The organism is Actinomadura sp. NPDC000600 (assembly GCF_040492135.1).
In the GTDB taxonomy this organism is placed as follows: Bacteria; Actinomycetota; Actinomycetes; order Streptosporangiales; family Streptosporangiaceae; genus Spirillospora.
This window is the reverse complement of the sequence record NZ_JBEUPD010000005.1, coordinates 109,936-123,836: the sequence shown is the minus strand read 5'-3', so window position 1 is coordinate 123,836 and position 13,901 is coordinate 109,936. Positions and strand designations below refer to the sequence as shown.

The 13,901-nt window shown below is 71.8% G+C and carries 12 protein-coding genes and 1 riboswitch; of the genes, 10 read left to right on the top strand and 2 right to left on the bottom strand.

The features are described 5' to 3' along the window. Positions 1-33 precede the first annotated feature (33 nt). The 7 genes from ABWI07_RS09565 (at position 34) to ABWI07_RS09535 (ending at position 6,740) form a co-directional block, all read left to right on the top strand. Positions 34-1,422 (top strand): type I restriction-modification system subunit M, encoded by a 1,389-nt coding sequence (locus ABWI07_RS09565; protein WP_353818247.1) that lies wholly within the window; start codon positions 34-36, stop codon positions 1,420-1,422. Then, positions 1,415-2,452, top strand: coding sequence for a restriction endonuclease subunit S (locus ABWI07_RS09560; protein WP_353818246.1), 1,038 nt, complete (start codon positions 1,415-1,417; stop codon positions 2,450-2,452). The genes ABWI07_RS09565 and ABWI07_RS09560 overlap by 8 nt, the downstream gene beginning before the upstream one ends. 357 nt (positions 2,453-2,809) lie before the next feature. Continuing rightward, the gene (locus tag ABWI07_RS09555) at positions 2,810-3,298 is read left to right on the top strand and encodes an ATP-binding protein (RefSeq protein ID WP_353818245.1); all 489 of its coding nucleotides are present in this window, start codon (positions 2,810-2,812) and stop codon (positions 3,296-3,298) included. Continuing rightward, positions 3,283-4,119 (top strand): SAM-dependent methyltransferase, encoded by an 837-nt coding sequence (locus ABWI07_RS09550; RefSeq protein ID WP_149262655.1) that lies wholly within the window; start codon positions 3,283-3,285, stop codon positions 4,117-4,119. The genes ABWI07_RS09555 and ABWI07_RS09550 overlap by 16 nt, the downstream gene beginning before the upstream one ends. A 167-nt stretch (positions 4,120-4,286) precedes the next feature. After that, entirely contained in the window at positions 4,287-5,333 is a 1,047-nt protein-coding gene (locus ABWI07_RS09545; protein WP_160161090.1) for a hypothetical protein, read from the top strand. Between the two features lie 26 nt (positions 5,334-5,359). Next, positions 5,360-6,121 (top strand): class I SAM-dependent methyltransferase, encoded by a 762-nt coding sequence (locus ABWI07_RS09540; RefSeq protein WP_353818244.1) that lies wholly within the window; start codon positions 5,360-5,362, stop codon positions 6,119-6,121. Positions 6,122-6,131: 10 nt separating this feature from the next. Next, the gene (locus ABWI07_RS09535; protein ID WP_149262654.1) at positions 6,132-6,740 is read left to right on the top strand and encodes a methyltransferase domain-containing protein; all 609 of its coding nucleotides are present in this window, start codon (positions 6,132-6,134) and stop codon (positions 6,738-6,740) included. Here ABWI07_RS09535 and ABWI07_RS09530 read toward each other — a convergent pair. Beyond that, positions 6,710-7,525, bottom strand: coding sequence for an exodeoxyribonuclease III (locus tag ABWI07_RS09530; protein ID WP_353818243.1), 816 nt, complete (start codon positions 7,523-7,525; stop codon positions 6,710-6,712). The genes ABWI07_RS09535 and ABWI07_RS09530 overlap by 31 nt on opposite strands. 223 nt (positions 7,526-7,748) lie before the next feature. On the opposite strand from ABWI07_RS09530, the gene ABWI07_RS09525 reads away from it, so the two are divergent. Further along, positions 7,749-8,897, top strand: a complete 1,149-nt coding sequence (locus ABWI07_RS09525) for an FKBP-type peptidyl-prolyl cis-trans isomerase (RefSeq protein ID WP_149262652.1) — start codon at positions 7,749-7,751, stop codon at positions 8,895-8,897. Between the two features lie 216 nt (positions 8,898-9,113). Next, a complete protein-coding gene (locus tag ABWI07_RS09520; RefSeq protein WP_353818242.1) occupies positions 9,114-11,996 on the top strand; it encodes a transglycosylase domain-containing protein in 2,883 nt (960 codons plus the stop codon). A gap of 35 nt (positions 11,997-12,031) precedes the next feature. Here the strand turns inward: ABWI07_RS09520 and ABWI07_RS09515 are convergent, their stop codons facing one another. Further along, complete coding sequence (locus ABWI07_RS09515) at positions 12,032-12,403, bottom strand: DUF8711 family protein (protein ID WP_149262651.1); 372 nt, start codon at positions 12,401-12,403, stop codon at positions 12,032-12,034. A gap of 49 nt (positions 12,404-12,452) precedes the next feature. Beyond that, positions 12,453-12,569: riboswitch (SAM riboswitch) on the top strand. Positions 12,570-12,610: 41 nt separating this feature from the next. Between ABWI07_RS09515 and ABWI07_RS09510 the strand changes: the two genes are divergently transcribed. Then, complete coding sequence (locus tag ABWI07_RS09510; protein WP_353818241.1) at positions 12,611-13,870, top strand: aminotransferase class V-fold PLP-dependent enzyme; 1,260 nt, start codon at positions 12,611-12,613, stop codon at positions 13,868-13,870. Positions 13,871-13,901: the final 31 nt, after the last annotated feature.

Below are 13,901 nucleotides of genomic sequence, written 5' to 3'. Positions count from 1 at the left end.
CGGCGTGCCGGACCTGGCGCTAAAGTCACGCGGATGGACGACGTCCTGTGGAAGGCCGCCGGCAAGCTGCGCGGATCCGTCGACGCGGCGCAGTACAAGGACTTCGTCCTCGGGCTCGTCCTCCTCAAGTACGTGTCCGACTCGTCCGGCGACGGGGCCTTCCGGGTACCGGCCGGGGCGCGCTGGGCGGACCTCTCCCCCGCGTCCGAGAGGCTCGGGGAGCGGATCGACGCGGCGATGAGCGCCGTCATGCGGGCCAACCCGTCGCTGGACGGCGTGCTCCCGCAGATCTTCGCCCGGGTCGACCAGCGGCGCCTCGGCGAGCTGGTCGAGCTCATCGGCCAGGTGCGGTTCGGGGGGCGGCCCGCCCGGGACGTGCTCGGCGAGGTCTACGAGTACTTCCTCGAGCGGTTCGCGCGGGCCGAGGGCAAGCGCGGCGGCGAGTTCTACACGCCGGCGGGTGTGGTCAGGCTGCTGGTGGAGGTCCTGGAGCCGTTCCGGGGACGGGTGTACGACCCGTGCTGCGGTTCCGGCGGCATGTTCGTGCAGGCGGAGCGGTTCGTCCTGAGCCACCGGGGCCGGCTGGGCGACATCGCGGTCCACGGGCAGGAGGCGAACGAGCGGACGTGGCGGCTGGCCAGGATGAACCTGGCGATCCACGAGATCGCGGGCGACGTCCGGTGCGCCGACACGTTCTACGAGGACGCCCATCCCGGGCTCGCCGCCGACCACGTCCTCGCCAACCCGCCGTTCAACATGTCGGACTGGTACCGCGACCCCAGCGACGCGCGCTGGCGGTACGGCGTCCCGCCGGCGGGGAACGCCAACTTCGCCTGGATCCAGCACATCGTGGCCAAGCTCGGGCCGCGGGGCCGTGCGGGCGTCGTGATGGCGAACGGCTCGATGTCGTCCCGGCACTCGGGCGAGGGCGAGATCCGCGCGGCGCTGGTGGAGGCCGATCTCGTCTCGTGCGTCGTCGCGCTGCCGGACCGGCTGTTCCGCAGCACCCAGATCCCCGCCTGCCTCTGGTTCCTCGACAAGAGCAAAAGCGCGCCTGGCGAGGTGCTGTTCGTCGACGCCCGGGACATGGGGACGCTGGTCGACCGCACGGAGCGGATCCTCACCGACGCCGACATCGCCCGGATCGCCGGCGCGTACCGGGCCTGGCGCGGCCACGACCACGCGGACGTCCCCGGCTTCTGCCACGCGGCGGGGCTGGACGAGATCAGGGCGCACGACCACGTCCTCACGCCGGGGCGCTACGTCGGCGCCGCCGAGGCGGACCGCGGCGACGAGCCCGCGGCCGACCGGGTGGAGCGGCTCACCAAGGAGCTCTTCACGCACTTCGAGGAGTCTGCGCGCCTCGACCTGGTCGTCCGGGACGAGCTGGGGCGCCTCCGCGACCGGCGGTCCGATGGCTGACGTGGCGCTGGGGGAGCTCGTCACGTTCTCCAACGGCCGGTCGCACCCCGCCGCGGGCACCTGCTACCGGACGTTCGGCGCCAACGGCGTCATCGGGACGTCCGGCCGGTTCAACGCCGGGCCCGGCTCCACCGTCGTCGGGCGCGTCGGGACCTACTGCGGGGCCGTCCACTACAGCCCTGAGCGGTGCTGGGTCACCGACAACGCCATCATCGCCACGGCGAAGGACGGGGTGAACCCCCGCTACGTCTACTACCTGCTCAAGCGGCTCGGCCTGAACCGGTACCGCATCGGCTCGGGGCAGCCGCTGCTCACCCACGCGATCCTGAACGGCCTCACCGTCCGGCGGCCGAGCCGGGCGGAGCAGGACGCGGCGGCGTCCGTCCTCGGCGCCCTCGACGACAAGATCGCGGTGAACGGGCGCATCGCGGCCTGCGGGGACGCGCTGGTCCGCGCCCGCTACGACGTGGCGGCGGCCGCGGCCGAATCCGCCGTGCCGATCGGCGAACTCGGGGAACTGGTGCGCCGCCACGCGCCGCCGCACCGGATCGGGCGGGACGAGAACTACATCGCGCTGGAGCACATGCCGAAGCGGCACATGTGGCTCTCGACCTGGACCGACGCGTCCGGCGTCACCAGCGCGAAACGGCGCTTCGAGGCCGGCGACGTCCTGTTCGGCAAGCTCAGGCCCGTCTTCCACAAGGTGGGGCTCGCCTTCGTGGACGGCGTCGCGTCGACCGACATCCTCGTGGTCCGCCCGAAGGGCGACGCCCGCCGGGGCTGGCTCCTCGCCGCCCTGGCCAGCGACGAGGTCGTGGCGCACGCCTGCGCCGTCGGCGACGGCACGCGCATGCCCCGCGCCAGGTGGCAGGACATCGCGGCCTTCCCGGTCCCCTGGCCCGGCGACGGCCCCGCGCGCGCGTTCGGCCGCCTCGCCGGTGCGCTGGCCAAGCGGGCGGAGGCCGCCGCTTCGGAGAGCGCGACCCTCGCGAACCTCCGCGACACCCTGCTGCCAGAACTGATCGCCTGAAGGCGCGGGCCGCCTCGACCTCACCCTGGCGCCGCTGATCTCCGTCTGGGGCCGCAGGCCCGGCGGCTGACGCCGGGCGGGTTTTCAGACCGCCCCGGGCTCCCTGACTGGGCAGGTAAGAAGCCGCCTGTGGCGGATCATGGACGGGGCGTGACGCGTCCCAGGGTGCGGCAAGGCCCTTGCACGCGCGCAAGCGTTGGTGACTGCCCCTCGGGGCTGCGTAAGAGTGTGTGTTGTTTCACTTCCACGTCCGACATCGACTTGGCCGAAGAGCACATGTTCGCTTACAGCCCGACACGGAGACGTGAAACCAACGCCGCCATGAACGCATCAGACACATGGTCAGGGCCCCTTCTGGTGCCCGCTCCCGCTCCCTCGCTGGAGGTCGGGATCCCGTCCGCCTGGAACAACAACGGCAAATCGTCAGGGCGCCTCATCGGCGAGATCGACCTCGCCGCCACGCCGCCCGCCGTGCGGCTCGGCCGCTCCTACGTCCGCGAGCTCGTCGGCCAGCACTTCGGCGCCGACCGGTCCGAGCTCGGCGACCTGGAACTGCTGACCAGTGAGGCGATGACCAACTCGGTGCTGCACGCGCGGCCCCGCCGGGACGGGACGATCACGGTGTCGGTCCTGCACGTCGACCGGTACGTCCGGGTCGAGGTCACCGACGGCGGCGCCGCCTCCCCGGGGCAGCCGCGCCCGGTGGACGAGGCGCTGCCCGCGGGCGGGCGCGGGATGACCCTGATGAAGGCGCTCGCGACCGACTACGGCACCTGCCGCGGCCGGAACGGGACCTCCGTGTTCTGGTTCGGCATCGGCGTCCGGGACGGATGGCGGCTGCCGTGACCCCGGGGGCGGCGCTGCGACCGGCCGGCTGGACCGAACCGTCCCCTCCGGGGGGCGGGATCCGGCTCAGCACGTCGTCCGCCAGCGTCGCCCGGATGTGCAACTACCTCCTCGGCGGCAAGGACAACTACGCCGCGGACCGCGCGTCCGCCGAGCGTGCCCTGCGCAGCTGCCCGGTGGTGCTGCGGCTCGTCCAGGCGAACAGGGGCTTCCTGGACCAAGCCGCCGCACTGCTCGCCGGGGAGGCCGGGCTCCGGCAGTTCGTCGACGTCGGCTGCGGGCTGCCCGCCGCCGAGAACCTCGGCGACCTCGTCCGGCGGGCCGACCCGGCCTGCCGGGTCGCCTACGTCGACAACGACGCGATGGTCCTCGCGCATGCGCGGGCCCTGCTCGCCGTGGACGACGGCACCGGCGCCTTCGCCGGGGACGTCCGCGCCCCGGCCGCGCTGCTCGCCGACCCCGGGCTGCGGCGTCTGATCGACCTCTCCGAGCCCGTCGCGGTTTTCCTGCTCGGCGTCCTGGACTTCGTCGCCGACGAGGACGACCCGGCCGGCATCGTCGCCGCGCTGGCGGCGGGCCTCCCCCCGGGCAGCCACGTGGTGATCAGCCACGCCGTGCGGTCGCCCGAGCTGGACGCGGTCTCCGGGCCGCGTGAGGGCGTCGACACGCCGTTCCGGCCGAGGAGCGAGGACGAGATCGCCCGCATCTGCGGGAGCCTGCGGATGCTCGCCCCCTATCCGGCCCGGCTCACGGCGCCCACCTCGCTGCGCGATCCGCGCCCGCTGCCGCTCGTCGGCTGCGTCGGGCGCGTCCCGGGGTGACGGTCCGGATGCCCTCCGCGGTTCTCACGGGAAACGCTGTCCGGGCGCGGGACGAGGCCCTCGCCTGGACCGGTTACAGGACGGACATATCTGCCGATCGCCCGCCCCGGCCGCGCGGCGCTTCGCTACGATCGAAGCGCCAGCAACTGCCACATCTAGGGCGAGTGATGACAGCGGACGGCGAGCCGAAGTCTCTCTCCGACATCACCAAGGACATGGGGCTGAACATGTCCGACGTTGCGGCCTTCTCCGGACTCGACGAAAGCACGATCTTCCGGTTGTGGGACAACGTCGAATGGCTCGACCGGATCAGCGGCCGGTCGCTGCAGAGCCTCATGTCGTCCGTTCCGGGAATCGCCGAGTACTCCATGGCGCACGCCCTCCGCAAAAGGCGCGACGGGCTCGTCGCCGACCTGCACGGCGAGGGCCTCAACGTCAACCTCGACGCCCTGGAGAGATCGCCCGTCGCGCAGCCGCACCTGCTGAACGCGCTGGAGGCCGGGCTGCACATCATGCGCGGCCAGGCGACGCAGAAGACGTCGTCGTTCATCGCCCGCTTCTGGGGGCGCGAGCAGGACACCGCGCTGGAGGCGCTCTACTCCACCACGGCCGGCGAGGGCCTTCTGGACGACCCGCGGAAGCTGTACGACTCGTCCATCGACCTGGCCCCCCGGCTGAACCGCAAGACCTACTCGTTCCACTCGATCCTCGCGCTCAACATCCTCACGCACCAGGTCAGCAAGGTGACCGGGGAGCTGGAGGCCGACCTCGGGTTCGAGGTGCCCGGACGGCAGGCCGCGTTCATGATGCGCGGCGTCGTGATGGGCTCCCTGATCAGCTCGAACGACTTCGAGCTTGCCGAGCGCTACCGCAAGGAGCTCGACGCGGCGCCGGTCTATGCGGCGCTGGAGGAATGGTCGTTCCCGACCTACACCAGGGACGGCCGGATCAGCAGCGACTTCACCCTTCCGAGCTCCCTGTCGCTGCGCAACACGGCCGTCGAGGTGCTCCGCGAGATCGCCGTCTACAACGACGCCTACGTCTACTACCTGGCGTCGACGTACATCCCGCTGGCGGTGAAGCGCGACCCGGCGTTCGGCGGGAAGCTCCCCGAGCTGATCCAGGCACTGGAGCTGCGCGGGGCCGACTGCCGGGACAGAAGGATCAGACAGACCTGCGAAAAGCTGGTGCGGCGGCTCAAGGGCCTCGCCTGAACCAGGCCTTGGAGAATGGGGAGCCGGTGGAGGACACGGCGCAAGCCATCGCGAATCTGACGCGCGCGCGTTGGGAGGCGAACGCGGAGTACTGGGTCAAGGTCATCAGGGAGCGCCGCGACCGGTACCGGACCGAGCTGACCGACGCCGCCGTCCTGGACGCCGTCGGCGACTGCGCGGGCCGGCGCGTCCTGGACGCGGGATGCGGCGAGGGCTACCTGTCCCGCAAGCTCGCCTCCATGGGCGCCGACGTCACGGGGGTGGACGCGGCGCAGGGCCTGATCGACGCGGCCTCCTCGCACCCGTCGCCGGACGGCAAGACCACCTTCACCCGCGCCAGCGTCGAGGACCTGCCGCTGGAGGACGACCAGTTCGACCTCGTCCTGTGCAACCACCTGTTCAGCCACCTCCAGGACCCGACCCGCGCCATCGGCGAGTTCTCGCGCGTCCTGAAGAGCGGCGGGCGGCTGGTCCTGCTGACCCTGCACCCCTGCTTCTACGTGGAGAACGCCGAGCAGGGCGCGGCGAGCAGCGTCCCGGCGTCGCAGTACTTCGCCTCGCGGGGGATCGACCAGCGGTTCATGGTGGACGGCCTGGAATCCCCTTCGATGATCACAAGCTGGCTCCGGCCGCTGGAGTACTACGCTGGAACGCTCCGAGACGCCGGTTTCGTCATCGCGGACCTGCGCGAGCCGCATCCGACGGAAGAGCAGATGCGGGACGACCCCTGGTGGCGCAAGGGCTTCCCCACGGCCATGTTCATGCTCCTGATCGCGGAGCGCCGTTAGAGTCGTCCTCATGGAGGACGTGCCGGCGGGGTTAGCGGAGCATCCGGACAGGCTCCGGTGGAACGAGAAGTACGCGGAGGCTTCCGGGCCGTCGCGTGCCCACCCGCTCGCGGAACGCGCGCTGTCGCTGGGGATGCCCGACGGCGGGGTGCTCGACCTCGCGTCCGGGCCGTCCGGCAGCGCCCTGCTGGCCGCCTGGACGGGACGCGCCGTGACCGCCGTCGACATCTCCGAGATCGCCCTCGGGCGCCTCGGCGCCGAAGCGCGGCGGCGCGGGCTCGGGCCGCTGATCACCCTCGTCCAGGCCGACCTGGGCGAGTGGCGGCCTGGCACGGACCGGTACGCGCTCGTCCTTTGCACCGGCTTCTGGGACCGCGCCGTGTTCGAGCGCGCGGCCGGGGCCGTCCTGCCCGGCGGCCTGCTGGCCTGGGAGGCGTTCACCGAGGCGGCCCGGCGCGACCGCCCGCGCCTGCCCGCCGAATGGTGCCTCAAGCCGGGCGAGCCCGCCTCGCTGCTGCCGGACGGCTTCACCGTCCTCGACCAGTCCGACGACGCCGGCAAGCGCCGCTTCCTCGCCCGCCGCGAAGATCAGTCGAGGTCGACGACGACCGGGGCGTGATCGGAGGGGCCCTTGCCCTTGCGGGCCTCCCGGTCGACATACGCGGAACCCACCCGCGCCGCGACGTCCTCGCTCGCGTAGAACAGGTCGATCCGCATGCCCATGTTCTTGTGGAACGCTCCGGCCCGGTAATCCCAGTACGTGTAGGGATGGGGGCCCTTCATGGGCGTCGGGACGACATCGCGGAGGCCGAGGGCCCGCAGGTCGGCGAGCGCCTGCCGCTCGGCGGGCGTGACGTGCGTGGAACCGACGAAGACGGCGGGGTCCCAGACGTCCTCGTCGGTGGGGGCGACGTTGTAGTCGCCGCAGGCGACCAGCGGCGCCCCCTCGGCCAGCTCGGCCCCGAGCGCGTCGCGGAGGCCCGCGAACCACGCCAGCTTGTAGGCGTAATGGGCGGATTCGGGAGTGCGGCCGTTCGGCGCGTACAGGGACCAGACCCGGACGCCGCCGCACGTGGCGCCGATCGCGCGGGCCTCGGGTGCCAGCAGGACGGGCTCGCTCAGCTCCATCTGGCCGGCCTCGTCTTCGGCTCCGGCCTCGCCCGGAAAGCCGAGGGAGACGTCCTCGATGCCGACCCGTGAAAGGACGGCCACGCCGTTCCACCGCCCGTCGCCGTGCGCGGCGGTGGCGTACCCCAGCTCCTTTACCTCCGCGGCGGGGAAGAGATCGGCGCGGCACTTGGTCTCCTGGAGGCAGACCACGTCCGGCTTCGTCTCGTCCAGCCAGCCGAGAAGGCGCGGAAGGCGTGCCTTGACGGAGTTGACATTCCACGTCGCGAGGCGCATCCCCCCACCCTGCCATCCCCGGGCGCGTGGAAGCGTGTGTCATGCCGTCGGCGGGGATATCCTGGCGGCTTCCCCTGTCCCCTGCCAGATGACACCGCTCCTTGCGTGTGGCCGGTAGATTGCGGGTCGGCCTCCTTCTCCCGGATTTCACGCTGTGCTTAGCCCGGCCCTGGAAGGGTGGTCACGTTCGTGGTGTCGTCGAACCCGGAGCAAGTGAGGAAACATGTCCGAGGATGACAAGCCCCGGGGCAAGCCGGCGGTCAAGGCGAAGGCGAAGATCCCGAACGCCCAGAGCATCCGCAGCCCCGAGTTCACTCCGCACGGGATCAGCGCCGGCCGCGGCAGCGGGCTGAACCGGCCGTCCGCGCTGACCGCCAAGGAGGCCAAGAAGCGCCGGCTGATGATGGTCGCCGGGATCGTGGTCGCCGCGCTCGCGATCTCCGGCGGGGTGTTCTGGTGGGTCAGCCGCCCCGGGCCGAAGGTCGAGGTGACCGGCAAGTTCGCCGAGGAGCCCAAGGTCGAGATCCCGAAGAAGCTGGAGCCGACCAGGACGCTCAAGGTGAGCACGCCGATCAAGGGCGGCGGCCCCGTCGCCGCCGACGGCGACACCGTCTTCGTCCAGTTCGCCACCTACAAGTGGTCGAAGGCCAAGGACGAGGAGAACTCGCGGGTCAAGAGCTCCAGCGAGAAGGTCCGCTCCTCCTACGAGGAGAACCAGCAGCAGGGCGGCGGCGGCCCCATGAAGCTCGTCGTCGGCAAGAGCGGGCTCAAGGACATCGACAAGAGCCTCGTCGGCAAGTCCGCCGGCAGCCGGGTCGTGATGCAGCTCCCGCCGTCCAAGGAGCTCACCCAGCTGAGCCCGCAGCAGATCTCCGCCAAGGACGCGATCCTGTTCGTCATGGACGTCCAGGCGGTCGTCCCGAAGAGCCAGCAGCCGCAGGGCACCGTGCAGAAGCTGGACGACAAGTCGCTGCCCAAGGTCGAGGACAAGGGCGCCGGCAAGGAGCCCAAGGTGACGATCCCGGGCGAGGACGCACCGAAGAAGCTCGTGGCGAAGACCCTCGTCGCGGGCAACGGGCCCGCGCTCGCCAAGGGCGACGAGGCGGTCGTCAACTACACCGGCAAGATCTGGAAGTCCGGCGACAAGTTCGACTCCAGCTGGGACAACAAGCAGCCCGCGACGTTCCCGATCGGCCTGGGGCAGACCATCCCCGGCTTCGACAAGGGGCTCACCGGCGCGAAGGTCGGCAGCCGCGTGCTGCTCGTCCTGCCGCCGGACGAGGGCTACGGCAAGAAGGGCAGCCCGCCCAAGATCAAGGGCGACGACACCCTGGTGTTCGTGGTGGACGTCCTCGCGAAGGTCTACAAGTGAGCTGACCGAGGCGCGGCCGTGCGCGGGAGCGGCGGGGCACCCCATGGGTCCCCGCCGCTCGCCTTTTTTCCGAAAGGCCGCCGGTTGCGGCATCCGTCACGACAACCAGGGAGACGGATTGCCCGTCCTCCTATGGGAGACCGCGGATGAGCATTGGGCGGCCGCCGCACGGATTCCCTCAGGTATCGTCTGTAACGCATTAATCACGGGGGGGTTGTGAGCGACAGCGAGAAGATCCCGGAGAGCCGGGAACGCTCCGGGACGGGCCAGGCGGACCGGCACGACACCGAGGCCGGGGCGTCGGCCGGCACGGACGGACGCGCGACCGCCACGCTGACCGCGGATGTGAACGGCTCCGAACCCGCCATCGGAGAATCCGCCCCGGACGCCGAATTCGCCGACGAGGACGACATATCTCGGAACGACGACAAGGGTCGCGGAGAGGCCACCGACCTGGGCGACTCAGCCGAATCGACCACCGTGGATAACACCACGGACGCCCCCGCCGATGAAGCCCCCGCGTCCGAAGACGCCGCCCTCTCTGAGGATGTCTCCCCCGCCGAAGACGCCGCAGCCCCCGAAGGCGCCACCGCCTCGGAGAGCGCCGCCGCGTCCAATGATCTGACCGCCTCCGAGGCCGCCCCCGCCTCCGACGGCCTCGCCGGCCCCGAAGACGTCGCAGCAACCGATGAGGCCACCTCCTCCGAGAGCGCCGCCGCGGCTGAAGGTGCCGGCGCGGCCGAGGGGGTTGCGGCGTCCGGAGAGGCCGCCGTGTCCGAGGGTGTCGCGGCGTCCGGAGGTGCGGCCGCGCCGGATGGTGTTTACGGGGCGACCACCGGAGATACCAAGACCATGCCCGCCGCCTCCAAGCGCGACTCGACCCAGCGCGACTCCCATGCCGGAGAACCGCCGTCCGGCACAGCTCCCGGGCCCGGCGGCGGCGGAGGCAAGGGGCCCGGCAAGCCGCGCAGCCGCCGGTCGCGGTTCTTCCGCCGGTCGCTGTTCCTGATCCTCGCCTTCCTCGGGTTCTGCATCGCCGCGTTCGGCGTGGCCTACCTGTTCACGCCGGTGCCTTCGCCGCAGGAGGAGGCGATCGCGCAGGGCCCGACGTTCTACTACTCCGACGGCAAGACGCAGATCGCGAAGACCGGCGTGAACCGGGACGCGGTCAAGCTCGACAAGATCCCCAAGAGCACCCGGGACGCCGTGATCGCCGCGGAGAACCGCAGCTTCTACAGCGACCCCGGGGTGTCGGTCCAGGGGACCACGCGGGCGCTGTGGTCCACCGCGACCGGCAAGCAGCTCCAGGGCGGCTCGACGATCACGCAGCAGATGGTCCGCAACTACTACGGCGGCATCGGCAAGGACCGCTCGGTCACCCGCAAGCTCAAGGAGATCATGGTCTCCCTGAAGGTGGGCCAGGAGAAGGACAAGAACTGGATCCTCGAGCAGTACCTCAACACCATCTACTTCGGCCGCGACGCCTACGGCGTGCAGGCCGCCGCGCACGCCTACTTCGACAAGGACGTCTCGAAGCTGACGCCCGCGGAGGGCGCCTACCTCGCCGCCGCGATCCAGCAGCCGAGCAACTTCGCCGACCCGACCGGCCCCCGCCGCGCCTACGCCGAGCAGCGCTGGCGCGCGATCGTCGGCAACATGGTCCGGGACGGGGCGCTCACCTCGTCCCAGGCGGCCTCGCTGACCTTCCCCGCCCCCGGCAAGGAGAAGATCATCGACGTCCTCAAGGGCCAGCGCGGCTACATGGTGAACGTGGCCAAGAAGGAGCTCACCGAGCGCCGCGGCTACAGCGAGGACGAGATCAACCGCAGCGGGCTGAAGATCACCACGACGTTCGACAAGCGGCTGATGGACGCGATGAAGCAGGCCGTCTCGAACAACGCCCCGAACGGGATGAGCAAGAAGATCCGCACCGGCGCGGTTTCGGTCGACCCGTCCACCGGGCAGGTGCTCGCCTTCTACGGCGGCCGCGGCTACCTGGAGGAGGCACTGAGCAGTGCCTTCGGCGACTGGGCGCAGGCCGGGTCGGGGTTCAAGCCGATCGCGCTGGCGGCCGCGCTGGACGACGGCAAGACGCTGTCCACCAGCTACGACGGCAGCTCCCCGCAGTACTTCCGCGGCGCGCCCATCCACAACGACAGCAACGAGAACTTCGGGACGGTGAACCTCGTCACCGCCACCGAGCACTCGATCAACACGGCCTACGTCAACCTCGGCCAGGACATCGGCAACAAGAAGATCGCCGCGATGGCCGAGAAGATGGGCATCCCCGCGTCGCAGATGAAGCCGGACCAGCGGGACGCCGCCACGTTCCCGCTCGGCATCGTTTCGCTGCACCCCGTCCAGCAGGCGGGCGTGTACTCGACGTTCGCCTCCGAGGGCGTGCACCGGACGCCGTTCGTGGTGAAGTCCGTCACCGACAACGAGAACCACAAGCGCAAGTTCACCGAGAAGGGCGAGCGGGCGTTCAGCCAGCAGGTCGCCAGGGACGCCACCTACGCCATGCAGAAGGTCGTGCAGGGCGGCACCGGCACCGGCGCGCAGCTCCCCGACGGCCGCGACGTCGCCGGCAAGACCGGCACCACCGACAAGGGCCGCGCGATCTGGTTCAACGGGTTCATCCCGCAGATGGCGACGACGGTCGCGATGTTCCGCAGCGACGGCAAGCCGCTGAACATCCCCGGCTACGGCGCGTACGGCGGGCAGCTGCCCGCGCAGATCTGGCGCTCGTACATGTCGGACGCGGTGAACATCAAGGGCTACGAGCCCGAGTCGTTCGGGTCGCCGTCGGAGACGCCGGGCAGCGGCTTCGGCGGGCCGACGCAGGACGTCCCCCCGGGCGGGACGCAGCCGCCGGACACGGGCGGGCCGGTCGAGCCGCCGCCGTCCACGGACCGGCCCGACACCCCGACGCCCCCCACCGACCTGCCGACCATCCTCCCGCCGCAGCCGCCCGGCGACGGCGGCGGAACCGGCGACGGCGGTGGCGGCACCGGTGACGGAGGCGGAACCGGAGGCGGAACCGGCGACGGCGGCGGAACCGGCGGCGGCCCACTAGGCCGCTTCGGAACCGGCGGCTGACCGCCCCGCACCCCTTCCCGGAGCGCGGGGGATGCTCAGTCGCAGGCGTTGCCGATGGCCGTGGGCGTCTCCCTGATCACGGTGTCGAGCTGGGAGACGTCGCCGGAGCCGACGCCGGGGGCGGCGGCGCGGAGCTTGCCGGCCTCCGCCTTCAGCGCCTTGCTCAGGTCGGCGTCGTCGGCCTGCTTCGCCAGCCCGTCGAGGCGCCCGGCGAGCTGCTCGGTCGCCGGGCGCCACTGCGCGGGCTCCGCCGCCGGGACGCTCCGCACCTGGGCGACGTACTGCTGGAACGCCTTCTTCGTGTCGGTGCACACCTGGCCGGAGTTCCCGCCCAGCGCCCCGCACCCGCTGAGGGCGCCGAGCACCAGCGCTCCGCCGGCCAGCGTCGCGACCACCCCGTACCGCATCGCACCCTCCCCTTGATCTTCGATCGGCTCCGCTTATACTTCCGCATGAGGTCATGAGCGCCAGCGCCAAGCCCCGGCTTGCTGGCCGGCAACCCTTCGTCCGCGATGGGGTGCCCCGGGTGAGGACCTGGCCGGACGCGAGACCGCGTTCCGGCAAGCGCGGATCCCGACGGACGCCCCGGGGTCCCTGACCCGGAAGGTCCAGGCATGCCCACGCTGCTCGCCCGCTCCCCCATCACGACTGCTGTGACGCACCCGGAGGGGGTTCGGGTTCGCCGTCTCCCCCGCGTCATCGGGGCGGACGCCCCGGTTCCGGTGCGCGGCGGCCACCGCGTCCCCTACGCCAACTTCGACTACGCCGCCAGCGCGCCGTGCCTGGAGGCGGTCCAGAAGGCCGTCACCCGCGCACTGCCGTACTACAGCAGCGTCCACCGGGGCGCGGGGTACGCGTCCCAGGTCACCACGTCCGCCTATGAGGAGGCGCGGGAGACCGTCCGGTCGTTCCTCGGCGCGTGGCGCCGCTCGGCCGTGGTGTTCACGCGCAACACCACCGACTCGATGAACCTGCTCGCGCACGCCGTCCCCGCCGGGACGAGCGTCGTCGTCTTCGAGAGCGAGCACCACGCGTCGCTGCTGCCGTGGAGGCGCGCCGTGCGGGTGCCCGCGCCCGCCACCCCGGCCGAGGCCCTCTCCGCCGCGGACCGCGCGCTGCGCTCGTGCCCGGTCGGGCCGCGGCTGCTCGTCGTCACCGCCGCGTCCAACGTCACCGGCGAGCTGTGGCCGATCGAGGAGCTGGCCGCGGTCGCGCACCGCAACGGCGCCCGCATCGCGGTCGACGCGGCGCAGCTCGTACCGCACCGCCCCCTCGACATGACCGCGCTCGACCTCGACTACGTCGCGTTCTCCGGGCACAAGCTGTACGCGCCGTTCGGCGCGGGCGTGCTCGCCGGACGCGCCGACTGGCTGCGCGCCGCCGAGCCCTATCTCAAGGGCGGCGGCGCCAGCGCCTCGGTCGGGGCGACGACCCGGTGGGCGTCCTCCGCCGAGCAGCGGCACGAGGCGGGCTCCCCGAACGTCCTCGGCGCCGTCGCGCTGGCCGCCGCGTGCGAGGCGCTGCCGCCGTTCTGGGACGACCTCGCCGCCCGCGAGGAGGCCCTGGTGAAGCGGCTGCGGTCGGGACTGGCCGCGCTCCCCCACGTCCGGGAGCTGACGCTGTGGGGCGAGCGGGCGCCGCGCGTCGGGATCGTGTCGTTCACCGTGGACGGCTGGAACGCGCGCGACGTGGCGCTTACGCTGTCTGACGAGCACGGCATCGGCGTGCGCGACGGGAAGTTCTGCGCCCACCCCTTCGTCCGGCACCTGCTGGGCGAGGACGGGAGCGCCGTCCGCGCGAGCATCGGCATCGGGACGGTCGAGGAGCACATCGACCGGCTCCTCACCGCCCTCGCGGAGCTGACAGCGCACTGACCTGCGAACTCCCGCGCTCGGTCAGACGATT

What these genes read in the sequence shown, in the direction of transcription:
- ABWI07_RS09530 (WP_353818243.1), bottom strand. Translation starts at nt 7,525, where the DNA reads ATGCGCCTCGCGACGTGGAATGTCAACTCCGTCAAGGCACGCCTTCCG.
- ABWI07_RS09565 (WP_353818247.1), top strand. Translation starts at nt 34, where the DNA reads ATGGACGACGTCCTGTGGAAGGCCGCCGGCAAGCTGCGCGGATCCGTC.
- ABWI07_RS09510 (WP_353818241.1), top strand. Translation starts at nt 12,611, where the DNA reads ATGCCCACGCTGCTCGCCCGCTCCCCCATCACGACTGCTGTGACGCAC.
- ABWI07_RS09560 (WP_353818246.1), top strand. Translation starts at nt 1,415, where the DNA reads ATGGCTGACGTGGCGCTGGGGGAGCTCGTCACGTTCTCCAACGGCCGG.
- ABWI07_RS09535 (WP_149262654.1), top strand. Translation starts at nt 6,132, where the DNA reads ATGGAGGACGTGCCGGCGGGGTTAGCGGAGCATCCGGACAGGCTCCGG.
- ABWI07_RS09545 (WP_160161090.1), top strand. Translation starts at nt 4,287, where the DNA reads ATGACAGCGGACGGCGAGCCGAAGTCTCTCTCCGACATCACCAAGGAC.
- ABWI07_RS09550 (WP_149262655.1), top strand. Translation starts at nt 3,283, where the DNA reads ATGGCGGCTGCCGTGACCCCGGGGGCGGCGCTGCGACCGGCCGGCTGG.
- ABWI07_RS09525 (WP_149262652.1), top strand. Translation starts at nt 7,749, where the DNA reads ATGTCCGAGGATGACAAGCCCCGGGGCAAGCCGGCGGTCAAGGCGAAG.
- ABWI07_RS09515 (WP_149262651.1), bottom strand. Translation starts at nt 12,403, where the DNA reads ATGCGGTACGGGGTGGTCGCGACGCTGGCCGGCGGAGCGCTGGTGCTC.